Origin of the sequence: Paenibacillus sp. FSL F4-0122 (genome assembly GCF_038002845.1) — a bacterium.
Taxonomy (GTDB): Bacteria; Bacillota; Bacilli; order Paenibacillales; family Paenibacillaceae; genus Paenibacillus_AQ; species Paenibacillus_AQ odorifer.
The window spans coordinates 4362318-4386467 of sequence record NZ_JBBODI010000001.1; the positions used below are offsets into that span (position 1 = coordinate 4362318).

A 24150-nucleotide genomic window follows, 5' to 3' on the forward strand; every position below is an offset into this window, starting at 1 on the left:
TTATCAAGTCTTGGTCCGCCGCTGCTTGTTTTAATGGATCCAGTCTAATACTTTATTTTTACCAAACACTAATCAGATGTTGGTTCTTTCATAAACCATGAAATATGGGTGCATCGCTTACAAATAAGGATGGCAGCGTTTTTGTTCGCCCAGTCAAAGCCTAAAAATGATGCGCCGCTTGTGTTAAGCAGTTTATAATCCAGATCAAAGGTATCGTTTTGACAGCAAGGACAGGTTATTGGTGCGCCTGCAGCACTGTATCTCATTATAAAAACCTCCTGTAGATTTGTATATTACTTTAACGTATTTAAGGTTATTCAGGTTTCGTGCACTTGAAAGGATTACTCACGAGTTCATTTTGCCAAGGGCAAGAGTGTTAGGTTTATTTCAGTTATAATATTTGATATAAGGTATACAGGATTCGTTTTAATGAAGAAGGTGAGGGACTGATTTTGACCCATAATATTATCGAATACTGTTTACAAAAGAATGGAGCAACAAAGGATTTTCCTTTCGGCTTCGATCCAATGGTGATCAAAATTGCCGGTAAAATGTTCGCGCTTATATTTGAGAATAAGGGGAATTATGCTTACATAAATCTAAAATGTGATCCGGTGATTGCAGGGAACTTGCGAGAGCAGCATGAGAGCGTTCGGCCAGGATACCACATGAACAAAAAACACTGGAATACGATTGTTTTGGATGGCTCCTTACCAGAGTCGGATATCTATTTAATGATTGATCATTCTTACGATATGGTTGTCAAAAATCTCCCTAAGAGCCTCCGACAAACGATATATTGAAGGTGGCATTAAGTTGTCGTTAAAATGGCAATGAACTGGTATAATATGGTTTATATTCATGGGAAGGAGTTGTATTTATGTCTGACTTTTTTAATTCAGGACCTAATCCCAATTTGTCGGACCCTGCAGGCCATAAAGCAAACCATGATGTAAATGCGCAAAAATATCATACTGAAGGCGTTCCAGGATTCTGGAGTGAGGTAACCAATCTGTTGATCGTTGTGGCTATAATTGCTATCATTTTTTTAGTTATAAGGTTTGTTTTATGATTACCCTGGTTTAGAGTGAAGACATTGACTTTTAGGAGGCGGTTCCATTGGTAACTATCATTAGGTGGACAGAATTTAGAAGGATAACGCCTACTCGTCCATAAACTGCGTATTTCCTTCTTAATGAGGGTACTAGATGCAAGAATATAAAATTAGTACAATGAAAGACTATTCAAAGCAATCGATTGATCAAATCCGCATATTAGAACATCTTTGCAAGACGTCCGACAGATCAAGTTTGAGGGTGGGTATAGAAAGCCTTAAGGAGATAGACGGAGATGAGGCATTCTTGTGCCAGATCGATAACCAATTAGTCGGATTTCTCAGTTGGTATACTTCGGATGGCATCGAAGCTAATATTAACGGAATGGTTCACCCGGACTTTCGTCGCCAAGGTGTATTCCACGACTTACTGAAAAGTGCCGCATCAGATATGCAAATGCAAGGCATACAAACTTGCCGTTTTAGGATACCTTCTAATTCTGAATCAGGGATGGATTATATACGGTATTTAGGGGCAAGTGCTGCACCGTCTGAATTCCTCATGGTTTTTAATCGGGCACAAATCGCTGGATCAAGCCACTCCGGTTTAGCTGTGCGATTAGAAGAAGATCAGGATTTAGAGTTCATGGTTAAATGTTCATCACAAGCTTTTGGTGATTCAGAGTCCTGGACTAGGAATTATTTAACTCGTACAAGAGAACCGGCACGGATTACTTACATTGCTGTGGACAACATGATTCCGGTTGGGATGATCAGAGTCAATTATTTAGATACAAATACAGCGGTTATACATGATTTTTGTGTGCTTCCTTCGTGTCAAGGCAGAGGATACGGACGTGAAATTCTTTCAGAGGTAGTTAAAATCTTGCGAGATCAGAGGGATTTCCAGATTCGTCTTGGCGTGGTCACTCAAAATAGAAAGGCATTATCCCTCTATCAGTCGATTGGGTTTGAGGTGACTGCGGAGTCTAATTACTATGTAATATCCGTCGATATGATTTATTAAGAAAGAGGCGCTACTCATGCGCCTCTTCTTTTTTTATCATGCCCTTCTAATTATCACGCTGAATCTAGCTATAGTTAATACTTATAACCTGTCATAGCTCATTGGTAGATCGGTTTAGTCAGTCGGTTATGCTATATTTATTCTAATAATTTGTTTACGAGGAGATTAATATATGAGCATTCAAACCGTACCCCAAAAACGAACCGTTACTCCATTTCGATATGATATCGTGGGCAGCTTCCTGCGCCCCCAAGCGTTGAAAGATGCTAGATTAAAATTCAAGAATGGTGAAATTACTGCCGAGCAGTTGAAGGAAGTAGAGAACGACGAAATCGTTAAGCTCGTGCAGAAACAAAAAGAGGTGGGTCTTCAAGCAGTAACCGATGGCGAATTCCGCCGCTCTTGGTGGCACCTCGACTTCTTCTGGGGACTTGACGGTGTAGATCGGACAATTATTGACCAAGGTTACCAATTTAACGGTGCAGAGTCCAGACCAGAAACAGCCCGACTGACCGGGAAAATAAGCTACAGCAGCCATCCTTTTGTTTCGCATTATGAATTTTTAAAAGGTGCTGCTGGTGAGGACGTTGTTGCGCGTCAATCGATTCCTGCGGCTGCACAATTCCTGTTCGAGCTAGATCGGGCGGAAAACAAGGAAAGCACAAATGAATTATACCCGAATCGCGAAGAGCTTATCTCGGATATTGCCAAAGCATACAAAGCATCGATTCTGGCCTTCTATGCAGCGGGCTGCCGCAGTATTCAGATCGACGATTGTACGTGGGGAGCGCTTTGCGACGAACAGTTTATAGCATTTATGAATCAGATTGGCGTGAACGTAGCTGAATATGCAAGCGAACTTGCAAAATTGAATGAGGAAGTTGTAACTGGTCTGCCGGAAGACCTTGTTGTAACGACCCATGTATGCCGGGGCAATTATGTTTCGACTTATGCTGGAGTAGGTGGAGGCTACGAGCCTATCGCGCAAACGCTTCTTAATATCAATAACTACTCGGGTTATTATCTGGAGTTTGATACCGAACGTGCAGGTGACTTCAAGCCATTGCGTTTCTTGAAAGACAATCAGCAGGTTGTGTTAGGTCTGTTCTCATCCAAATTTGGTGAGCTTGAAAGCAAGGAAGATATTCTGAAGCGTATTGAGGAAGCGAAGCAATACGTTGATCTAAACCGGATTTGCCTTAGCCCGCAATGTGGCTTTGCTTCTACGGAAGAAGGCAACCACCTGACAGAAGAGCAGCAATGGCGTAAGCTTGCTTATATTAAAGAAATTGCTGAAGAGATCTGGAACTAACTCTAATTAAAAAGTAGACAGAGATAAAGATAAAGATAAAGATAATACACCTTTAGATTCGGATGTTCATCCGTTCGGTTAAAGGTGTATTTTGTTCTACAGTGAGCATATCGATATACTTGGCTAGTTCTATCTATACTGTGATGGAGGATTAGGGAAAACCTCCCTAATAAAAGCCGACAATTGCTCTAAATGAATGGAATTAGGGAATAACTCCCTAAAAACAGAGCAATAACAAGATTTACCGCCAAATCAGCTAAATTTCAGGGAAGAATTCCCTGATTATTAGTCTGATGACCAGAATCCTCTGAATATTAGGGAGGTTTTCCCTGATTATCTCCAGGGCGAGCATATGATTGAGCTTTACGGAGTTTTTGTGCCACGCTCAGTATAAAAGAAATCACCCCCGTTTAATAAACGGGGGTGATTTAGCCTAAGAAGTAAGAGTGGCAGCTTTTAATTGTCTTTAGAGTGTCTTTCGCCAACCTGGAATTCATCGGCATGTTCAAACATATATTTCACGGTCAAAGGGTCTTGACCAGTAAGTTGTTTGAAGTCGTCCGTATAAACATCCATTTTTCCTTCACGAATAGCTTGTCCGAAAGTAACCATACCTTCTGAAGAAAAGGGGGCTTCGGAGCCTTCTTTAAATGCACCATCGGTGGTTCTAGGAACGCCCATTGCTTCGAATACGGCATAATTTTCTTCATCCGTATTTTCTTTGTAGGTGATATGATTGCCCGTTACTTCATTACCAATCTTAATGAAGTCGGTAATTGTCATCAATTCAAGCCCGTTGATATTTAGAATCGCTTCCTGATAGTTATTGGAGGCTAGGGCATACGCAACGGCTTTTGCGCAATCCTTCCGCGAGATATAAGCCATTTTACCGTCACCTTGATTGTTTGTTAATACCCCGTCACCCTTCACATACGTAAAGTAATTGGTTATCATGGCTTCCGCGTATTGGGAATTCCGAAGGAAGATATAGTCTAGCCCAACGCTTTGAATATAACGTTCGGTATACACATGGTCAATTTTTTCTACGCTTGGATTGCTTTCATCGGCTGCGTTGACCAAAGAAGTATAAATGATCTGTTTGACTCCAGCTTCTTTGGCAGCATCGACCACATTTTTTTGTGCATTTTGACGTTTCTCTCCAACAAAAGGCATGGAGATTAGTGCGAGTTTATCGGCATGTGCAAAAGCTTCGGCAAGGCCGTCCTTGTTATTAAAGTTGGTCACATGTGTTTCAATCCCTTGTTCCGCATATTCTTTCAAACATGCTGGATCGTAAGCGCAAAAAATGATTTGGTCTTTATCTACCAGCTCCAACAAGTATTCCGCAGCTTGCTTCCCTAGATTTCCATCGACACCAGTCAACAATAATTTACCCATGATCGTTGTCACTCCTTGTGGATATGATTTATACCCTTATAGTATGTGAAAAAAAGAACATAGTCTAACACATAAAACTTATGGTCGATTGCTAAATCCAATTTGGATTTGTTGCAGGAAGGAGGGCAAGGCCGGGTTTGTATTATTTTTGAGATAACCTGCTTCGATTGCAAAGGTATGGTGTGAATCATCTAAAGGAATTAGCCGGACTTCATCTTGAAGATAAGCGAGCTGATAGTTATCCGGGAAAAAGCCAATCAAATTCTCCGTGATGATATAAAACAATTCTGTCTCCACATCGTCTGCGGTTCGAAGAATGTTCGGCTGATAGCCGTCTTCAATTGCATGCTGGATCATTAGATGATAAGAGTTTCCAATAGCTGTTGGATTCAGCATGACTAGCGGATGTTCATATAACTCCTCTTTGGCGATCGATTCATGATGAAACAGGGGATGGTGATGACTCACAGCCGCACAATAACGTCCCCTATATAAGGGATAGGTTACAATGTCCTCTTTTCCCTGAAACTCGGAATCAAAGGCAATAGCCACGTCGTAAATCCCTTTTAGCAAGTATTCTGCAATATCTTTTAGCAATACTTTATTCAGTTCCAGCTTAATATTCGGATGATGATCCTGAAACGAGGGAATCAATTTCAACAAACTTTGGATATCCGTCATCGCCGCATATTCGATACTCAGGGATTGCGTATTATACTTTTGAAAGTTTTCCATGCTCATCTTCATATGGTTATATTGCTTCCAGAGGATCAGAGCTTCGCCATAGAAAAGCCATCCGGCTTTGGTTGGCTCGATAGGGATCTGCTTTCTGTCAATCAATTGAATGTTGAATTCCTCTTCAAGCGCGGCGATTTGTTGACTAATGGTGGTCTGCGATACATAGTTCTTTTTAGCTGTTTCCGTAAAATTTCTGCATTCCACGAGATCGATAAAATATTTAATCCTTCTTATGTTCATAGTATCCTCCGCCTGCCGCTGTTTGCTTTTATTATAACCCAGAAAGTAAAAAGAGAGCCTCGTTTAGAGACTCCCTTTGTTGTACTACTCTTATTTTGTATAGTTATCGAAATAACCTTGGATATAAATCATTGGTGTTCCTTTATCGCCACTACCAGAAGTCAAATCAGATAATGATCCAATCAGGTCAGTTAATCTACGAGGTGTAGTCCCCTGTGCTTCCATCGCACCAACTAGATCATCATTTTTATTCTGGATGTATTTAGAAATGGCTTGTTTTAACTCTTCACCACGAAGATGAGAGAAGTTGTTATCGGCCAAGTATTTCAATTTTACTTCATTTGGTGTTCCATCAAGTCCGGCAGTGTAAGCAGGGGAGACAACTGGATCTGCGAGCTCCCAGATTTTTCCGACTGGATCTTTGAATGCTCCATCGCCATAAACCATAACTTCTACAGTTTTACCTGTAATTTCTTTGATTTTTGCTTGGATACCATCCACGATAGGCTGGCAGTTGTTTGGAAATAGCTTTACACTTTCTTCTGTAGCTTTGTTTGATCCTAGCAGACCATAAGCTTCGTTAAAGCCGCTGCCATCGATTGATTGTGTAAGAATATCATCCAAACCGAATACTTTTTCAGCACCATTGTTTGTGAGAATGCGTTTGGTTCTGAAGCGAGTGTGAATATCGCAAGTTAATACATTTTTTGTATAGTTTAAAATGGTTTTTGGGTTGTTGGAGAAGATGACTTCACAAGCCACACCTTCAGCTTCAATTAAACCTTTATAATATTCAATATAGTCAACCCCTGTGAATGGGTGCTTAATATAGCCGAAAAACTCACGGAACTGAGCTTCTGTTAATACATCTGTCCATGGATTGATACCTTTAGCATCTAGTTCGTCGATGTCTACAAGGTGGTTGCCAACTTCATCAGCTGGATAGCTTAACATTAGGACTACCTTTTGTGCTCCTTTGGCAATACCGCGTAAGCAGTTAGCAAACCGGTTACGGCTAAGGATTGGAAAAATGACCCCTACAGTTTCTTCGCCGAATTTCCCCTTTATATCAGCAGCAATATTGTCGATCGTTGCATAGTTTCCTTGTGCCCGAGCAACAATGGATTCAGTTACGGTCACAATGTCACGATCTTCGATCGAAAAACCCTCGACTGTTGCTGCATTCAATACCGTCTGAACTACGATTTCTTCAATGTTATCCCCATTGTTAATGATAGGTCCGCGAAGTCCACGTACAACTGTTCCAACTACTCTTTCCAATATGATCTCTCCTCTAATAAGGGTATACTCTATATTATTAAAATGGTTTTAAAGCCTATATTACTATACCCTTTTAGAGCGATATAAGTAAAATTAATGTTTATAATATCTAATATAAAAATTATTTATAGTTAAGGAGGATTACAATTGGCGCGTGTGTTATTTATTAATGGTGGATCAGAGGGACATATTAATCCCACGATTGGCGTTGTGGAAGAGCTTATTTCGCGTGGCGAAGAGGTAGTGTATTTTTGTATAGAAGCTTATAGAGAACGTATGGAGATGACGGGGGCTACAGTACGAACATTTGACGATCAGAAATTTATACAAGCTTTTATCTCAGGTGGAAGAAATTATGTACTCGAAAGAATCAACGGTCTTTTACTTACGACAGATATAGTTATTCCAAGCGTTCTTGAACAGATCAAAGGGGAGCATTTTGATTACATCATCCATGATTCTATGTTTGGTTGTGGACGTTTGTTAGCTCAAATTCTTAGGCTTCCGGCCATTAGCTCCTGTACTTCTTTTGCGCAGACAAAAGCAGCATTCGATGAAATGTTAGAACAATTTTATACTACAGTTCCTGCAGAAGTAACTAATCCTATAAAGGATAAATTCCAAAGCTTGACGCAAATGGTGAAGGGCAAATATGATGTGGACATCCAATCCCCTTATGAAGTGTTTTGTAATCCTGCCCCACTTACTATCGTTTATACAACTAGGGAGTTTCAACCTGAGGGAGAAGCTTTCGACCCGTCTTATATCTTTGTAGGACCCTCCATCTCTTCACGATTAGCTCCAGAAAACTTCGACCTCATGGCAATTAAGGGGAAAAGTCCAATTTACATTTCACTCGGCACAGTTTTTAACCAAGCCATTGAATTCTATAAACTTTGTATTGAAGCATTGGGGAACACGGAGCACACTATTGTGATGTCAATTGGAGATAAAGTCCAAATCACTGATTTAGGGGGAATTCCGCAAAACTTTTTCGTGAAAAATTATGTTCCACAAACGGATATACTGCAATACACAAAGTTATTTATTACACATGGTGGAATGAACAGTATCAATGAAGGGCTTTATTACGGGGTTCCGCTAATTGTAATTCCACAAAGTGCGGATCAGCCAATAATTGCGGATCAAGTCGTCCATGTCGGAGCAGGCATTAAGTTACAAATGCAAAGTTTAACTGCAACTCAACTACGAGAAGCAGTAGATCATATATTAAGCGATTTATCTTATAAAAAAGCTGTCCCCAATATCAGTGAATCGTTTCGGAACTCGGGTGGGTATCGACGAGCTGTTGATGAGATTGTTCGGGGAGGGGGAGTCGTATGAACAAAATGGACCGGTTGTTAGCTATAGTGCTTGAACTGCAGCGTAACAAAATGTTGCGGGCGGAGGATTTGGCTGCTACGTTTGAAACGAGCGTAAGAACGATCTATCGGGATATTCAGGCACTGAGTGAAGCGGGCGTTTCCATTATAGGAGCGCCAGGACAGGGTTACTCCTTAATCGAGGGGTATTTCCTGCCACCCGTTAGTTTCACGCTGGACGAAGCAGTGACATTGCTTATCGGAACTGATTTTATCGAGCAGCGGTTTGATGCACACTATGGTAATAAGGCTAGAAGTTCTAAAGCAAAGATAGAAGCCATCCTGCCGGAAGCTATCCGCAGTGAAGCATCACAGATTCGCAAAAGTTTTCGTTTATTTGCATCCGCAGAAGATATAGCACCCATACAAGAGAAGGCATGTTTGGAAGCCATTCGTGGAGCGATATTGGAGGGAAGGAAAATAAGATTTCGTTATTCCAAAAGAATCGCCGAAGCCGATGGGAACCGTCAAAGTATTCGTACGGTTGCTCCTTATGGACTTGTGCTTCATCACGGGTCATGGGTACTCATCGCCTGGTGTGAATTGCGTCAAGACATCCGTCATTTCCGGTTATCCCGAATGAGGGAGCTTATTAATCTGGAAGATGAATTTATACTGCCAGCAGATTTTCATCTGGAGGTATACCAACCTCCTGATGATCGCAACGTTCATGTGCTTATCTTAGTCCAAGCTGACATAGCCGATAAGGTAAGGGAATCAAATAATTTCTATATGGAAACTATTGAGGAGCATGCGGAGGGGGTACTTGTTACTTTTCGCGTTCGCGAGCCAGGGGAATTGCTGCAATGGGTGCTTGGCTGGGGAGGCGGTATGGTTGTGCTGGAGCCCGAATCTTTCCGTGATCAGGTTAGAAATGAAATAGAAATAATGTTAAAACGCTACTGACATAACGCTGTCAGTAGCGTTTTTGTATACTTGGACCATCAATGACTACAGGAGCTGATATATGATGATTACAACAAAAGAAGTCTTACAACGATTTGAAGAAACTGCGACATACTATATTCAAGAATTAGAGCGATTCAATCTGGAGCAGTTGAAGCAAAAGCCGAGTGAAAACGCCTGGTCCATCGGACAGATGTTTCAGCATCTCATTAACTCGGCGCTATATATGCAGCTTCGTAATATTGATCAATGCCTTGTGCTAGACCAAGATCCCTTAGTAGCTCATGTGGGGAAAACTGAGGATGGTGCGGCTATATTTGCGCAAGGAAGCTTTCCGCCCATTCGTATTCAGGTTCCGCCTTCCGCCCAATATACGCCGGAGCAGCCGGAGAGCAAAGAACAATTAATTCAAGGGTTACGTACAGTCATTCAAAGAATGAGAGAGATCGAACCCTCTCTTGAAAAAGCGTCCAAACAAAATACCGTATCTCACCCGCGATTCGGTGGACTATGCGCGGAGGAATGGTTCCTACTTATTGAAATGCACTATCGTCATCATCTACTGCAGCTGGAGCGGTTAAACAAAGAGTTGTTGTTTAATTCCATATTTGCACCTAAAGAAGGGTTCATCAATAACATTCAGGTTGTGAAAGGATCATAAAATCAGAAACCGCGTTCCAATAAAAAGAGTTGGAATGGTCTTAATTTCCTGAACCAAGCGTGGCCTGAACGTGATTCTTATATTCACTAGGATTAACACCAAAGTGTTTTTTGAATAACCGGGTGAAATAAAATTGATCGTGTATACCGATTTGCGTGGAAATTTCTTTAATGTATGGATTCCCTTTAAGTATTAATTCTGCAGCTTTTTCCATTTTCACAGAATTAATGTAGTGAATGATGCTTTGCCCCACTTCTTCTTTGAAGATTCTGGACAGATAGTTCTCACTTAAGTTGACATGCTTGGCAATCAGAGATAAGGTGAGCTTCTTCTGATAATGTGTGTTGATATAGTCAATCGCTTGTTTAACATCTCTATTGTGTGTAGTTACGATCTGTTGCTTTTGATGGGAGAATAGTTGGAACACAAGCTCCATTATAGATAGAACGTCAGTGGTACGTTTACTGCTGGCGATATTTTCTATATAGGTCTTCAAAAGCTTCGGATCCTCGACAATGAGATGAGCATCGCATAAGGGAAGATAATGCAGACAATTTACGATGAACTTTTTGGTTTCAGCAGGATTAATCTGCTTGGATTTACAGGTGTCGAGAAATTGCTGAGTTGCTTGATTAACGGCTTCAACCCCTGAAAGCTTCCAGTTCTGAATTAATTGCGTCGAGAAATCATGTACATCCTCGAAGTCCAGCGTATCCTTTAAATGGACATCCTTTGGATCTATAATCGTTATTTCGTTGTAAAATTGGATTTGCAAGGATTCTTTACATCGCTCTAGGGTTCGTTTTGCTTCAGCATATCCCCGTACAGGATCAGAAAAAACAATAGTAGGGGTGATAGAAATATACATTTTGATTAACCGAATGACCCTCTGGATAAAGTCTGTGCGGATAATTTGATGATCGTCTAAGGTATCACAGGAGATTAGAAGCAGCAGCCCATTAGATTCTAGCTGAATAATTTCTAACTGATCTACGGTCTCCAAGATATCCAAGATAATGTTTTCAATAAAGGATACGGAGATGTGATTTTGTCTTTCGTTTTGGGTGGCGTTATTCTGCTCAAAAGTCACGTAGAATAAATAACAGCTGCTTTCGCTGAAAGCGAAACTTATAGCATCATGCTGATCAAGCTGCTGCACATCGTAATAAGGATCGGTGAAATAATCTTTTAGCAGCGCATTTTTCACGCTTTTTAAATTGTGCTGCAATAACTGTGTTTGGGTCTCCTGCTGCTGCCTAGATTGAAGCTGCTCTTGAATTAGCTTCGTAGATTTCTCCAGCAAATGGATCAAATCCCCCGTTTTCATACTAATCTTCAGCATATAATCTATAGCCCCAAGCACTAAGGCTTCACGAACTAACTCATACTCCCCGTGGTTGCTCGCCACCAGAATTTTTCCTGCAAACCCTCTGTTATTCAGTTCTTTTATCAGCTGCAGACCATCCATATTAGGCATTTTGAGATCTGTAATGATGATATGGGGATTAAACTTGTCTACAAGTGTTAAGGCTTCAACTCCGTCAGAGGCAGTAGCACAGATCATGTATCCAAGCTCTTCCCATGGAATCATGGTTCTGAGCGCGACTTTAACAATAGGTTCGTCATCCACTAGCATTACATTATACATAGGATACATAGTATCACCCCTTAAGTTCGTATGTTTGTTTAGGGATAATTAGGCGGCAGCAGGTTCCATGACCCATTGAGCTTGTGATGAACAGCCCGTAACTCTCACCGTATTGAAGTTTAATGCGATCGGCCACATTTGAAATTCCGATACCCGACAGATTGTCAGCTTTTTCAGATTTGGTGGTGTCAAACCCTTTTCCGTTATCGATGATCTCAATAATAAGGGTGTATTCATTTTTTGCGTATACCTTAATTTGGATTAGAACTTTTCCTCCTATATCTGTAACTCCATGAAGAATCGCGTTCTCTGCGATCGGCTGCAGGATGAGCTTGGGGATCATGCTCTGTAATAAAGACTCATCCAAGTCATATTCAATGTCAAACCTGTCGGCATAACGTATTTTTTGAATGGCAAAATAATGATCCAGATTGTTTAGCTCCTGCTTGATGGTGATTTGCTCATCTTGATCGATAATGGTACTACGCAGCAATTCAGCTAGTGAGGAGATGCCGTCGCTAAGGACGGGAACCTGGTTAATCATCGCCAGCCATCGTAAGGAGTTAAGTGTATTAAAAAGAAAGTGAGGATTAATCTGCGATTGCAGCATTTGCAATTCGAGCGAACGTCTTCTTTTCAGATCTTTCTTTTGATCCTTCATCAGCTGTTCCATTCTACTGACCATGCTGTTAATTCTATTGGCCAACACGCCCATTTCATCGTTGCTGTGATCTTCGATCCGGCTCGATAGATCACCATAAAAAATTTGATTGCAGAAGACGATGATTTGTTTGATTGGTTTCAGGATGCTTTTATACAATACGATAATAATTAGAATACACACGACTACAATGATGCTGACAACAATAAGTAGTCCAGTGGTGATTTTACTTGTCTCTGAATTGATATAAGAGAAGGGCACGGTAGAAATCATGTACCAGCCTAATTGATTATTGTTAATATAGGAGATTTGCTGCATTTTGCCATTGACCATGCCTTGGAAGGAATGGTTTTTCTTTGCCTCTTGTGTCTTGATTTGCTTAAAAAGTTCATCTTTATAATAGGGTTCTCCTAGCGGAGTATCCTTTTGATTCGAGGACATTACTTTTCCCTCCCTATTCATAATAAGGAGACTGGAACCTGTACCTAAATCCACACTGGAAAGAATGACTTTTGAAAATAATTCCCCACCAATAAAAACAAACACATGACCTAAGGGAACGCCAATGTCATCTTGATCAAAAATTTTCCGGCCCAGGACAATGGTATTGTAAGCGCGATAGCTTTTTACATAGTTAAGACTGTCATAGGGGGCATTCAGCTCTACTTGTTTCATAATTTCTTCATACATAGGATTGGGGATGCCGTCGTAGCCTAATTCATAAATAGGTTGGTTCTTGGCGTCGATGACCCGAACGTTCTGGACATATCCGGGGTAGATGGTTCTATATAAATTGTCCATGGCATGATTAATGGCAGCATTGCTAGGAGCGGGTTCATTTGGTGCTGCCGATAAACGCTCCTGAATAATACTATTGGTAGAAACAGAGCCTGCAAGATATTGATAGTTGTTAAGTTCACTTAACATCGTTCGATTAAGCAGGGTTAAAGCCTGAAATGTGGATTTACTTAATTTATTGTTAATAGATTTGGAGTAAATGGTGTAGGAGTAGAAACCTATAAAGATGATTGGGATCACGGATACGATTAAGAAAATGACGGTTAAGCGATTTTGAATTTTAACCTTGCGCATGATTTGCGGAGGATTAGGAAAATGCAGCTTCCCTTTGCGTCGACTCAGGTGGATGACCTCCCATTCACTATCTTTTACTTACAAGTTAACATAAAAAGAACAATGGAATATATATGCAGCGGCGAAAAGTGAGAATAATCTATGGAATGGATAATATTATCCATTCCGTTAACGGCTAAGTTTACAGGTTATGTGATCCTGATGAATAAGCTTATACGAGCTCGCATTGGAAGATGGATAAGATAATACATAGGTAGGTTTGTATTGTAAATGTAAATATAGCGTAAATCCTTCTATACTTAAATTATTAAAAAAGCGTTTACAAGAATATCTTAAGGAGGGCGTTTATGAAAAAGACTATGAGTACATTATTAGCAGTGATGCTGCTAGGTGTGGGGTTGCTCGGCTGTGGGAACAGCAATAATAAACCTGCTGCCTCTAATGAATCAGATTCAACGAAAGCTGCGAGCACCGCGCAAGCTACAAGTACAACGAACGCCGGGAAGACTAAAGAAGAACCTGCTAAAGATTTTGATAACAAGGAACTTAGCATTGCTGTATTCCAAGGGGGATATGGTGCGGATTATTGGAATGAAATTGTCAGCAAATTCGAAAGTGCTTATCCAGGTGTGAAAGTGAACATGACGATTAATCCTAAAGTTGGTGAAGTAATCCGGCCGCAGATTGTTGCGGGTAATCCTCCCGACTTCCTGTCTGTTACAGATACAGAGCAAAGTGGCATCGTGCTTTCATTAATTAAAGAAAAAGGACTGCTAGATATCAGCGATGTATTTGAAAGCAAAGCGCTTGATAAAGAGGAGACGCTTAAGGATATGATTCTACCGGGGATGCTGGACAGTACAAGATTTCAGCCCTATCAAGATGGAAAGACGTATCTCGCACCTTTTAATGCTGGACCGATGGGCTTGATTTACAATAAAACACTGTTCGCAGAAAAAGGCTGGAGTGTTCCTGAGACTTGGGAGGAGTTCTTTGCTTTAGGTGATGAGCTGAACAAAGAGGAGAACTACCTGGTTAATGCAGATGGAACTAAAACGAAGCGGGCTTTATTCACTTATCAAGGCATCTATCCGGATTATTTGGAGGAAATTCTCTACCCGGCCATTGCCAGTGCGGGGGGAAAAGAAACGCTGGATAAAGTCTTTGCATATGAAGAAGGTTCATTTAAGAACGACACGATCAAAAAAGTACTGGATATCTTCTATAAAATCTCTAAAGACGGTTATCTGATGGATGGCACGGTTGCCTTGAACCATACACAGTCGCAGACCGATATGATGATGGGTAAAGCTTTGTTTATCGTAAACGGCAACTGGATGGAAAATGAAATGAAGGATTCACCTAGAGAAAATGGGTTTGAATTTGGGATGACAACAGTACCTGTGTTCAATAAAGGCGATCAGAAGTATGTGCTTTCCAGCTACGAGCAATTCTCCATCCCTGCTAAGGCTAAAAATCCTGAGCTCGCTAAGGAATTCTTGAAGTTCCTATATACCGATGAGTCTGTGAAACTATTCGCGGAAAAAGCGAATGGGGCGTATGCGCTTAACGATGCGAAGGAGCTGTCTAAGCCATTTTTGACTAAAGGTGTCTATGACATGTTTGAGGCTTATAATGGTTCCATTTCTATTCTACAGGGCTGGCAATCGTTACCGAAGGGTTCCAAGGTTAGTGTAGTCACTGAAATGTTCAAGAATACGGTCACACCAGTGATGACAGGCCAGATGACCACGGATCAATGGATGGATAATGTGGAAAAAGCTTTTGCACAGATTCGTAAAGAGAAAGCAGCTAGTAAATAATCTATAGTATCTCATGCAAATGCATCCTGTTAGGAATGGATAAGGTTATCTATGAACGGGATGCATTTTGTATGAAGAGGAGTGAGAAAGATGTCTGAAATGCAGCTGGCAGAAGTAGCTCCTAGACAGAGAAAATCAAAGATTAGGACAGCGAAAACCAGAAATCCTAAGCTATTCATAGCGGTATGCACGATTCCTACGCTCTTGTTAACCCTCGTATTTATGATTATTCCAACCTTTCGGGCATTTTTTATGTCTTTTACGGATGCCACCGGGATGAGTGATGAGAACAAGTTTATCTTTTTGGATAACTATAAATATATATTTCAAGATGAGATGTTCCTCAAAGCGCTGAGCAATACATTTAAACTGATGCTGGTTGTGCCAGTAATTACATTGATTTTTGGGCTGGTGCTTGCTTTTCTATTAACGCAGACGAAGCTGAAGGAAAGAGGATTTTACCGAACCGTATTCTTTTTCCCTAGTATCATCTCTTTGACGGTAGTCGGAATTATCTGGTCCTTTGTGTTTCATCCCAACATGGGCATTTTGAATAATATTTTGGAGAGCATCGGATTAGATCAACTGAGCAGACCTTGGCTTGGAGATAGCCGAACAGCATTGTGGTGTGTAGCCGTTACACTGATCTGGCAAGCGGTTGGTTATTATATGGTCATGTATATCGCTGCGATTGACGGGATTTCTGCGGATGTGTTTGAATCGGCGACTATTGATGGTGCGGGATATTTCCGGAAGCTTACGAGCATTACGATCCCTCTGCTAAAAGATATTATTGGCATTACGTTTGTGTTGTCCCTGGCAGGTACGATCAATTTAAGTTTTATAGTTGTAACTGTAATGACTGGCGGTGGTCCGGCAGGTGGAACTACTGTTTTACTCCACTACATGTACACGCAAGCCTTCCAAAATGCGAACTTTGGTTATGCCATGGCTATTGCTATTTTTACGCTGGTGTTCGCTTTTATGCTTTCTTTTCTGTCCAGACTACTTACAAATCGAGCAGAAGGGTAGGGGCGAAGGATGACGAGCAATCAACAGAGTCTTATAAAAATGAATATTACCAACTGGATCACGCGGCTGTTTCTGATTGTAGCCACCATTGTTTTGTTATATCCGTTTGTATGGAATCTCTTAGCTTCATTTAAAAGCAATACGGAATTTCTGACCGACCCCTTCTCCTTTCCACAAGCCCTACACTTCGATAACTATGTACGTGCTTTTCAGAAATCCAAGATGGGGAGTTATTTCCTGAACTCTATCTTTCTTGTGGTGTTATCCACGGCGATTTTAGTTATTTTTGTGGTTCCTATGGCTTACGTCTTAACGAGATTTAAGTTTTGGGGCTCCAAACTAATCCTTAACCTTTATATGGCCTGTATCTTTCTGCAAGCCTCCTACATTATGGTTCCTTTATTTCTGCAGGTGAATTCATTCGGGATGTTGGACAATCGCGGGATGCTCAGTTTAATCTATGCTGTTCTGCAGTTTCCCTTTGCCATCTTTGTATTAAGTGGATTTCTGAGGTCCGTCCCTAGAGATTATGAAGAAGCCGCTAAGATTGACGGTTGTGGCAACACAGGAGTGCTCGTCAGAATTGTTGCGCCGTTTGCTAAACCGGGCATTGTGACGGTCTGTATGCTGGCAGCGATGGGCTTTTGGAATGAGTATCCGCTGGCATTGGTCTTAATTCAAAGTGATAGCAAAAAAACATTGCCAGTAGGTTTAGCCAATCTTTTTGAGGTTCAACGTTATGCTACAGATTGGAGTGCACTTTTTGCCGCGCTGATCCTAGTGCTGATTCCAACAATTCTTTTATATGTGATAGGACAAAAGCAATTGCTCCAAGGAATAAGCGCAGGCGGAATTAAGGGCTGAACAACAAAGACATGGAGGGAAGTTACGTGGACAAAGGAAGATTTACACTGCCTGGTGAAACAGGGATGGAAGAGGTCATAGGTGATCTCGTCGAAAGATGGGGTGTAGATGCCGTACGTGACAGTGATGGCACGAATCTATCGCAGGACATTCTCGACATGGGTCTGCAAATTTATTCAACGCTTTGTCTCGTCCGTGAGGACAACGAGTGGGCGAAGCAGCATCCGCAATATAGACAGCAGATTTATCTGATGTCTGCTCCAGTAATAGTAACTTCAAAGGTGAAGACCATCGATATTATGGCTGATTATTTTGTCGATCAATTTAGTCCTAACACAGATGTGAATATAAAAAAATATTGGCAGGTTGTAAACCGGACTACAGGAGAAGTATTACCTTCTGAATGTTGGAGTTATGCAGAGGGGATTGTCACACTTGAGCAGGCGGTACAATTTCACAAATATACGGTCAGTTTCTTGGCCTACCAGAAATGGGAGCCAGTCTCCATGTACAACCACATCACGAATGATTGGGATGAGGAGCATCGTTTACCGTTGGATGTTCGTTATCCCGAGGCTCAAGAGCATGTTTTGAAGGTGCTGGAGGATTGGCTGAAGAAACATCCCAAGACAGATATCGTACGTTTTACGACCTTCTTTTATAATTTTGATTTGATTTTTAACAAGGAAGGTAATGAGAAACAAGTGAATTGGTTTGGCTATCTCAGTTGTGTAAGTCCACTTGCGTTAGAGCAATTCGAACAAGCTTATGGGTACCGATTGACTGCAGAAGATTTTGTGGATCAGGGGCGATATAACACACCATTTAAGAACCCGACCCAAAGATATCTGGACTGGATGGACTTCAATCAGAAATTCATCGCAGGTTATGCGAAACAATGTGTAGATATGGTGCATGATTTCGGGAAGAAAGCGATTATGTTTTTTGGGGATCACTGGGCGGGCACAGAGCCTTATGGCAAATATTTTCCGGAGATCGGGCTCGACGCAGTGGTTGGGGCAGCAGGAGATGGCGTTACAACCCGTATGATTGCGGATATACCTATTAAGGATACCGAGGCACGTTTCTATCCTTATTTCTTTCCAGATGTCTTTTTTGAAGGGGGAGACCCTGTCGGAGAGTCCATGCCGATCTGGATCAAATGCCGGCGTGCGCTCATGCGCAAACCAGTTGGCAGGATGGGGTATGGCGGATATTTAAGTCTAGCGCATCAATTCCCGGATTTTATAGATCATGTGACAGAGATTGCGACGCAGTTCAAAGGGATTCATGCTAATGCAGAAGGGACACAGCCTTTTAAAGCTCCTTTTAAAGTAGCGGTTCTGAATACCTGGGGTTCCCTTCGAAGCTGGCAGACACATCAAGTGGCTCATTCTTTATGGAATCAAAGATGTTATTCCTACATAGGGGCATTAGAGTCATTGGCGGGCTTGCCGTTCGACATTGAGTTTATAAGCTTTGATGACATCAGGTTAAGTGGGATTGATCCTAGTATCGGTGTGATTATAAACGCGGGTGATGTCCATACCTCTTGGAGCGGTGGAGATCAATGGAGCGATCCGCAAGTTGTGGCAACACTTCGTGAGTGGGTGGATCAAGGGGGCGGTTTTATTGGGATTGGTGATCCATCAGCTTATGAACATCAAGGGGTTCTTTTTCAACTAGCGGATATTCTAGGGGTTCAGAAGGAGATTGGATTTACAGCAAGCATCAATAAGCCCAAGGTAACGCCTGTGCAGGATCATTTCATAACGGAAGATCTGGAAGGTGAGATCGATTATGGTGAAGGGATGACCATGGTTTATCAAGCGGAGGCCGGAGCAGAAATATTGGATGTGCACCAAGGCAGCTGCAATCTTGCCGTGAATTCATTTGGTCAGGGTCGGGGCGTTTATATCGCTGGACTTCCGTACAGTATTCAGAATACCAGACTACTCAGCCGAGCGATCTTTTGGGCTGCACATCAAGAGGAGCAGTTGTATTCATGGTTCTCAGTGAATCCGAATGTTGAATGTCATGCGTATCCTGAGACGGGTCGATATTGTGCCGTAAATAACACTTCCGAGATCCAAAAGACGACGATCCTGATGGACAATGCCGTGATCCAAGAAATAGAGTTGGGTGGGATGGAAAGTGTGTGGTTTCAATTTGAGATCACACATTAGGAGTCAGCCGTAACTACGGCGAATAATTAGACTTCCGGCCGCTGTTATCTCCAACTTTCCTGAATTGTACCGCTTCGATGGAGTGATTGGGGAATTTCTCCCTGAAATTCCGGGATTTTTGGTCATCAGACTAATAATCAGGGAAAATCTCCCTAAAGTTTAGCTGATTTGATAGCAATTATAGAAATTCCTCTTATTATTAGGGAGGAATTCCCTGATTTCGTTCATTTAGAGCGAATATTGATTATTTTCAGGGAGTTTTTCCCTAATTAGTTTTAGAGCCGTCCCCGCATACTGCATTAACGCAGAAAACACGAACGTTCGCCGCCCCGCATATTGCACATCTCACCTTACAATGTATATTGTTTATCGGCCCCCACAGGTATCATACAAAGCAGATGATCCATCCCCCTCAATGTTTTTGGCAGGTTCTTCTAACTTGGATTGAGATATTCTGGGGTTTCCGTATCTAGAGTATCCGGGACAACTTGCGATAAGCCCGCGGAGAAATCCCCTCATTCGCGGTAAATACCCTGCTGAAATAATGGATATCAGGATAACCAACGTTATCACCGACCTGTTCAATCGGCCAATCCGTTTCGCGCAGCAGCTTGCGTGCTTCCCGATGCCGGATGGAACGGAGATATTCACCAGGAGGCATGCCAGCCACCTCACGAAATAGCTTGGAGAAATGGTCTTCATGCAAATTCATGGCACCAGCCATGAATTTATTACTCCAGCGGTCTGCTAGCTTTGAATCCATCTCATCGATTAAAGCTCTGATCCGCCCGGTATGAACGGAAGATTTGGCTGCATTTCGGGAGCTTTGTGTTCGGAGCAGCGAGGTTAGAATGCCGAGCAGTAACCCCCGACAGACCCATTCATAACCGGCAGGCCGCATCGTAAATTCATACACGAGCTGTTCCATCGCATGGATACATTCGGGTGGCGGGGTATAAATGGGCTCCTGTGACAATGGCATAAAAGGAGCGGTCACAGCTTCCAAGGCAAACTTCTCGTCCATAACCTCCTCCTCATTGACCAGCATGTCTTCATCGCTTGTAATAATCGATTCCCCAAAAAAATCAAAATGGATCCCAATGAGTTTGGTTTCCGAATCTGACACAATCGCATTCTGATGATATACCCCGGAAGAAAGGAATATCAGTTGTCCTGAATTCAGGATATATTCCTCCGTATCCATTTTTGTTGATAATTTCCCCTGGCGAACGTATAGCAGCTCGAAATCATACAATCTTCTTCTTGGAAAGAGGCAAGGTGAGAGGGTTTGGAATTGTGCGTAGTGAATGCCAGGTGACCACTCCCGGGAAGGGACCTGTTTTCTCAAGTGATAACGGGGTTCTTTTTCAGCCACGAATAAACCTCCCATACAGTATAAAATGATTTACTAAATAGACCGGAATCGTGCAAAAAATCTCTTGTTCACCTAAATAAATCTAACTTACAATCTATTATAATATAAATAAATCAAGGATATAAGGGTATTTAGGGCAGGATCTTAAAAGACGGAAAATAACAAATTTGAGGAGGATTCAGATGAAAAAGGGAATAAACATTTGGTCGTTTCGCGAAGGTACTGAGATCGAAGAATGTGCACGTCTGGCTAAAGCGGCGGGGTTCGATGGAATTGAATTGTCTTTGAATGAATCGGGTGAACTTGGCCTGCAAACCACTGAGAAAGAAGCTATTAAGATCAGAAATTCCATTCAGGAGATGGGGTTAGAAATTGCAGGACTGGCGACAGGACTATATTGGTCATATGCCATGACAAGTGAATCCGCGGCGAACCGGACGAAGGCTATCGATGTATGTAAAAAACAATTGGAGCTGGCAGCAACACTTGGCGTAGATACGATTCTTGTCATTCCTGGTGCGGTTGGTGTGGATTTTATTGAGGGCTGTGAAGTAGTCGATTATGAAAAAGCTTATGATCGAGCCTTGAAGGCGATCAGTGATCTAGCTCAGGATGCAAAAATGGCGGGTGTTTCTATTGGGATTGAAAATGTGTGGAATAAATTCCTGCTGTCTCCGCTCGAATTACGTTCTTTTATAGATGCTGTAGGCTCCAATTATGTAGGTTCCTATCTGGATGTAGGGAATATCGTTCATTCTGGTTATCCAGAGCAGTGGATACGGATTCTAGGCCATAGAATCAAGAAGGTGCATTTCAAAGATTACCGCCGGGCAGCGGGAGGACTTCATGGATTTGTTGATCTACTTGCTGGGGATGTGGATTATCCTGCTGTTATGGAAGCACTGCAAGAGATCGGCTACAGCAATTATGTTACTGGAGAAATGATACCGCCATACACGCATTATTCGGAGCAAATCATTTTTAATACTTCTGCAGCGATGGATGCTATTTTAGGACGCACTAGTTACTAAGTTTAATAGAGGTGAAGGCTGTGCTCAGAGTGGGGCTGGTGGGCTTTGGATTTATGGGCCGAATGAACTTTGATCAGTATGTTCAATTACAGGAAGACGGCCATCCGATTTCTCTGGTTGCCATTTGTGACCCCCAGATTGAAGTCCTTAAACATACTAAATCCGCGGGAAATATGGACACGGCCCACGAGGTATATGATTTATCCCCTTACAACCTTTATGAGAATTTGGAGCATATGCTCGAAAAAGAAGAACTAGATGCTATTAGCCTTGCAGTACCTACGTACTTGCATGCTGAAATGGCTTGTTCGCTGCTGGAACGAGGGTATCATGTGTTTTGTGAAAAGCCGATGGCGAGACATTCCGCAGAAGCTTGGAAGATGGTAGCGGCGGCGCAAAGCAGCGGAAAAAAATTGCTGATTGGCCATTGTCTTCGCTTCTGGCCGGGATATGAATATTTGAAGGGGATCATAGCTAGCGGTGAGTTCGGTGAAGTGACAGAGGCTTATTTTTACCGGGGTTCCGGTGCTCCTAAAGGGTGGCTGGTCAATGATGAGCTAAGTGGTGGCTGTATGCTGGATATGCATGTACACGATACGGACATCATCCATCACTTATTCGGAAAACCGGATAAAGTATCAACGCTTGGGCGGAAGGTTTTACCGGGAAGTGGCTATGATATCGTCTCCACTCATTATTTTTATCAGGATGGAAAAGTGGTCAATGCCCAAGCGGACTGGACACTGGAAGGCGACTTTGGTTTTTACATGGGCTATCGGATTAATTTTGAACGGGGAAATGTAGTCTTCGATGGCGCGGAAGTTAAGGTGAATCCTAATTGTCAACCGGGGTTCATTGCGAAGCTTTCTTCGCATACCGGATATTACAGAGAGTTGGTATATTTCTTAAAAGTCATTCAGAACGATGAGCCAGTGACCCTATGTATGCCTGAAAGTGCGGCCCAGTCCATAGAAATCATTGAGGCTGAAATCCAATCGGCTGATCAGGAAGGTACCTGGATACGGATACGTTAAGTGCCATATTTTTAGTAAAGGAGACTTCACGATGTTGAAAATAGGTTTGATCGGTTTTGGATTTATGGGCCGGATGCATTTTGATAATTATGTGCGCTTAACGGAAGAGGGGCAGCCCATTGCCCTTAAAGCCATCTGTGATTTGCGAATTGAGGAATTAAAGGATGGAAAAGCAGCCGGGAATATGAGCACTGCCCAGGAAGTCTATGATTTGTCAGCTTACAATCTATACGATGATCTGGAGAAAATGATAGCCAGTGAGGAACTGGATATGATCGACATTGCGGTTCCTACTTATCTACATGCGGAAATGACTTGTTCGCTGCTGGAACGTGGATACCATGTTTTTTGTGAGAAACCGATGGCCAGAACTTCCGCACAAGCGCTGAAAATGGTGGAAACGGCAGCCCGGAGTGGGAAAAAACTGATGATCGGACATTGTCTCCGTTTTTGGCCGGGGTATGAATATTTAAAAGAAGTGATAGAGAGCGGGCAGTTCGGTCAGGTCACGGAAGGGTATTTTTACAGGGGATCTGGTGCTCCTAAGGATTGGTTTCTTGATGAGACACTAAGCGGTGGAGGCATTATGGATATGCATATTCACGATACGGATATGATTAACTATCTGTTCGGCAGACCGGATAAAGTATCATCCTTAGGACGTAATGTCCTTCCGGGAAGTGGATATGATATCGCATCGACTCACTATTATTATAAGGATGCAAAAGTAATTAATGCTCAGGTGGATTGGACGCTGGAAGGTGATTTTGGGTTTTACATGGGGTATCGGGTTAATTTTGAACGAGGAAATATAGTGTTTGACGGCAGCGAGGTCAAGGTCAATCCGAATGACAGGGCAGGCTATATCGCGGAACTTTCGCCGGATGTTGGCTACTATAGAGAGCTTGTATATTTTCTGAATGTCATTATCCAGGATAAGCCTATCATTATTTGTACGCCAGAGAGTACAGCGGAGTCTCTAAGAATCGTGGAAGCAGAAATGAAGTCAGCGGATGCTGAAGGCGAATGGATCGTGCTAGATTAGTTGTGTGCAGAGTGAGTAAGGACGTGAGCTGGAAGAGGATCATTCACAATGACCTTTTTCCAGTTCACGTCCTTTTGTCATCGCTGAAATTTGGTGTTGTCTCTTGCATAATGGGATACTGATCCGTCATATCTTCTCAGCCGTACTTGTTCATCAGAGAACAGTTCAACAATTCCTGAAGCAACCTCTGAATACATTCCATCAGGATCAAGCTGTAGCGCAGAAATATAGGTTTGGGATAAGGCAGCTATAAAAAAATCAATATTTTTCACTAGTGTTTGTGGCATGTTATTCCCTCCGGTGACATCTTGTACATGATGATATATTAAACCATAGGAGTTATTTTACCATGATTTATCG

22 protein-coding genes are annotated in these 24150 nt (G+C 42.1%); 14 read left to right on the forward strand and 8 right to left on the reverse strand.

The window, feature by feature from the left end:
- Window positions 1–68: 68 nt before the first annotated feature.
- Window positions 69–266, reverse strand: coding sequence for a hypothetical protein (locus MHH49_RS18765; RefSeq protein ID WP_036683067.1), 198 nt, complete (start codon window positions 264–266; stop codon window positions 69–71).
- A gap of 186 nt (window positions 267–452) precedes the next feature.
- On the opposite strand from MHH49_RS18765, the gene MHH49_RS18770 reads away from it, so the two are divergent.
- The 4 genes from MHH49_RS18770 to MHH49_RS18785 all read left to right on the forward strand — a co-directional run bounded on the left by MHH49_RS18770 (window position 453) and on the right by MHH49_RS18785 (window position 3393).
- Complete coding sequence (locus MHH49_RS18770; protein ID WP_036683066.1) at window positions 453–803, forward strand: MmcQ/YjbR family DNA-binding protein; 351 nt, start codon at window positions 453–455, stop codon at window positions 801–803.
- Window positions 804–880: 77 nt separating this feature from the next.
- A complete protein-coding gene (locus MHH49_RS18775) occupies window positions 881–1072 on the forward strand; it encodes a hypothetical protein (RefSeq protein ID WP_036683062.1) in 192 nt (63 codons plus the stop codon).
- A 289-nt stretch (window positions 1073–1361) separates the two neighbouring features.
- A complete protein-coding gene (locus tag MHH49_RS18780) occupies window positions 1362–2081 on the forward strand; it encodes a GNAT family N-acetyltransferase (protein WP_341138403.1) in 720 nt (239 codons plus the stop codon).
- A gap of 172 nt (window positions 2082–2253) precedes the next feature.
- Complete coding sequence (locus MHH49_RS18785; protein ID WP_076098609.1) at window positions 2254–3393, forward strand: 5-methyltetrahydropteroyltriglutamate--homocysteine S-methyltransferase; 1140 nt, start codon at window positions 2254–2256, stop codon at window positions 3391–3393.
- 456 nt (window positions 3394–3849) lie between these two features.
- On the opposite strand, the gene MHH49_RS18790 is transcribed toward MHH49_RS18785, so the two are convergent.
- The 3 genes from MHH49_RS18790 to MHH49_RS18800 all read right to left on the reverse strand — a co-directional run bounded on the left by MHH49_RS18790 (window position 3850) and on the right by MHH49_RS18800 (window position 7050).
- Window positions 3850–4791 carry an NAD(P)H-binding protein gene (locus MHH49_RS18790; RefSeq protein WP_076130225.1) on the reverse strand — a complete coding sequence of 314 codons (942 nt, stop codon included), beginning with the start codon at window positions 4789–4791 and terminating at the stop codon, window positions 3850–3852.
- A gap of 78 nt (window positions 4792–4869) precedes the next feature.
- Window positions 4870–5769 carry a LysR family transcriptional regulator gene (locus MHH49_RS18795; RefSeq protein ID WP_341138404.1) on the reverse strand — a complete coding sequence of 300 codons (900 nt, stop codon included), beginning with the start codon at window positions 5767–5769 and terminating at the stop codon, window positions 4870–4872.
- A gap of 90 nt (window positions 5770–5859) precedes the next feature.
- Window positions 5860–7050, reverse strand: coding sequence for a coenzyme F420-0:L-glutamate ligase (locus MHH49_RS18800; RefSeq protein ID WP_076130227.1), 1191 nt, complete (start codon window positions 7048–7050; stop codon window positions 5860–5862).
- A gap of 147 nt (window positions 7051–7197) precedes the next feature.
- Here MHH49_RS18800 and MHH49_RS18805 point away from each other — a divergent pair, with 147 nt between their 5' ends.
- The 3 genes from MHH49_RS18805 (at window position 7198) to MHH49_RS18815 (ending at window position 9999) form a co-directional block, all read left to right on the forward strand.
- On the forward strand, window positions 7198–8394 hold the full coding sequence (locus tag MHH49_RS18805; RefSeq protein WP_341138405.1) for a macrolide family glycosyltransferase: 1197 nt from the start codon (window positions 7198–7200) through the stop codon (window positions 8392–8394).
- Entirely contained in the window at window positions 8391–9338 is a 948-nt protein-coding gene (locus MHH49_RS18810; RefSeq protein WP_076130229.1) for a helix-turn-helix transcriptional regulator, read from the forward strand. Before MHH49_RS18805 ends, MHH49_RS18810 begins: the two co-directional genes overlap by 4 nt.
- Before the next feature lie 67 nt (window positions 9339–9405).
- Entirely contained in the window at window positions 9406–9999 is a 594-nt protein-coding gene (locus MHH49_RS18815; RefSeq protein WP_076130254.1) for a DinB family protein, read from the forward strand.
- A gap of 40 nt (window positions 10000–10039) precedes the next feature.
- Here MHH49_RS18815 and MHH49_RS18820 read toward each other — a convergent pair whose 3' ends face one another.
- Entirely contained in the window at window positions 10040–11656 is a 1617-nt protein-coding gene (locus tag MHH49_RS18820) for a response regulator transcription factor (RefSeq protein WP_076304662.1), read from the reverse strand.
- A gap of 4 nt (window positions 11657–11660) precedes the next feature.
- Complete coding sequence (locus MHH49_RS18825; RefSeq protein WP_341138406.1) at window positions 11661–13400, reverse strand: cache domain-containing sensor histidine kinase; 1740 nt, start codon at window positions 13398–13400, stop codon at window positions 11661–11663.
- A gap of 347 nt (window positions 13401–13747) precedes the next feature.
- Here MHH49_RS18825 and MHH49_RS18830 point away from each other — a divergent pair, with 347 nt between their 5' ends.
- The 4 genes from MHH49_RS18830 (at window position 13748) to gnpA (ending at window position 19305) form a co-directional block, all read left to right on the forward strand.
- Window positions 13748–15223, forward strand: a complete 1476-nt coding sequence (locus tag MHH49_RS18830; RefSeq protein ID WP_341138407.1) for a carbohydrate ABC transporter substrate-binding protein — start codon at window positions 13748–13750, stop codon at window positions 15221–15223.
- A 90-nt stretch (window positions 15224–15313) separates the two neighbouring features.
- On the forward strand, window positions 15314–16255 hold the full coding sequence (locus MHH49_RS18835; protein WP_341138408.1) for a carbohydrate ABC transporter permease: 942 nt from the start codon (window positions 15314–15316) through the stop codon (window positions 16253–16255).
- 9 nt (window positions 16256–16264) lie between these two features.
- Window positions 16265–17119 carry a carbohydrate ABC transporter permease gene (locus MHH49_RS18840; protein ID WP_341138409.1) on the forward strand — a complete coding sequence of 285 codons (855 nt, stop codon included), beginning with the start codon at window positions 16265–16267 and terminating at the stop codon, window positions 17117–17119.
- 26 nt (window positions 17120–17145) lie between these two features.
- Entirely contained in the window at window positions 17146–19305 is a 2160-nt protein-coding gene (gene gnpA, locus MHH49_RS18845; protein ID WP_212592212.1) for a 1,3-beta-galactosyl-N-acetylhexosamine phosphorylase, read from the forward strand.
- Between the two features lie 469 nt (window positions 19306–19774).
- On the opposite strand, the gene MHH49_RS18850 is transcribed toward gnpA, so the two are convergent.
- Window positions 19775–20680 carry an AraC family transcriptional regulator gene (locus MHH49_RS18850; protein ID WP_341138410.1) on the reverse strand — a complete coding sequence of 302 codons (906 nt, stop codon included), beginning with the start codon at window positions 20678–20680 and terminating at the stop codon, window positions 19775–19777.
- 182 nt (window positions 20681–20862) lie between these two features.
- On the opposite strand from MHH49_RS18850, the gene MHH49_RS18855 reads away from it, so the two are divergent.
- The 3 genes from MHH49_RS18855 to MHH49_RS18865 are packed head-to-tail and all read left to right on the forward strand — an operon-like array spanning window position 20863 to window position 23790.
- A complete protein-coding gene (locus MHH49_RS18855) occupies window positions 20863–21711 on the forward strand; it encodes a sugar phosphate isomerase/epimerase family protein (RefSeq protein WP_076104352.1) in 849 nt (282 codons plus the stop codon).
- A gap of 20 nt (window positions 21712–21731) precedes the next feature.
- Complete coding sequence (locus tag MHH49_RS18860; protein WP_076146737.1) at window positions 21732–22745, forward strand: Gfo/Idh/MocA family protein; 1014 nt, start codon at window positions 21732–21734, stop codon at window positions 22743–22745.
- Between the two features lie 31 nt (window positions 22746–22776).
- Complete coding sequence (locus tag MHH49_RS18865) at window positions 22777–23790, forward strand: Gfo/Idh/MocA family protein (RefSeq protein WP_341138411.1); 1014 nt, start codon at window positions 22777–22779, stop codon at window positions 23788–23790.
- A gap of 77 nt (window positions 23791–23867) precedes the next feature.
- On the opposite strand, the gene MHH49_RS18870 is transcribed toward MHH49_RS18865, so the two are convergent.
- Complete coding sequence (locus MHH49_RS18870; protein ID WP_036683023.1) at window positions 23868–24077, reverse strand: hypothetical protein; 210 nt, start codon at window positions 24075–24077, stop codon at window positions 23868–23870.
- Window positions 24078–24150 lie beyond the last annotated feature (73 nt).

Bases quoted from the DNA above. Each gene is read 5' to 3' on its own strand.
- MHH49_RS18765 (WP_036683067.1), bottom strand. From the start codon at position 266: ATGAGATACAGTGCTGCAGGCGCACCAATAACCTGTCCTTGCTGTCAA.
- MHH49_RS18775 (WP_036683062.1), top strand. From the start codon at position 881: ATGTCTGACTTTTTTAATTCAGGACCTAATCCCAATTTGTCGGACCCT.
- MHH49_RS18785 (WP_076098609.1), top strand. From the start codon at position 2,254: ATGAGCATTCAAACCGTACCCCAAAAACGAACCGTTACTCCATTTCGA.
- MHH49_RS18790 (WP_076130225.1), bottom strand. From the start codon at position 4,791: ATGGGTAAATTATTGTTGACTGGTGTCGATGGAAATCTAGGGAAGCAA.
- MHH49_RS18795 (WP_341138404.1), bottom strand. From the start codon at position 5,769: ATGAACATAAGAAGGATTAAATATTTTATCGATCTCGTGGAATGCAGA.
- MHH49_RS18810 (WP_076130229.1), top strand. From the start codon at position 8,391: ATGAACAAAATGGACCGGTTGTTAGCTATAGTGCTTGAACTGCAGCGT.
- MHH49_RS18820 (WP_076304662.1), bottom strand. From the start codon at position 11,656: ATGTATCCTATGTATAATGTAATGCTAGTGGATGACGAACCTATTGTT.
- MHH49_RS18825 (WP_341138406.1), bottom strand. From the start codon at position 13,400: ATGCGCAAGGTTAAAATTCAAAATCGCTTAACCGTCATTTTCTTAATC.
- MHH49_RS18830 (WP_341138407.1), top strand. From the start codon at position 13,748: ATGAAAAAGACTATGAGTACATTATTAGCAGTGATGCTGCTAGGTGTG.
- MHH49_RS18835 (WP_341138408.1), top strand. From the start codon at position 15,314: ATGTCTGAAATGCAGCTGGCAGAAGTAGCTCCTAGACAGAGAAAATCA.
- MHH49_RS18840 (WP_341138409.1), top strand. From the start codon at position 16,265: ATGACGAGCAATCAACAGAGTCTTATAAAAATGAATATTACCAACTGG.
- MHH49_RS18855 (WP_076104352.1), top strand. From the start codon at position 20,863: ATGAAAAAGGGAATAAACATTTGGTCGTTTCGCGAAGGTACTGAGATC.
- MHH49_RS18865 (WP_341138411.1), top strand. From the start codon at position 22,777: ATGTTGAAAATAGGTTTGATCGGTTTTGGATTTATGGGCCGGATGCAT.
- MHH49_RS18870 (WP_036683023.1), bottom strand. From the start codon at position 24,077: ATGCCACAAACACTAGTGAAAAATATTGATTTTTTTATAGCTGCCTTA.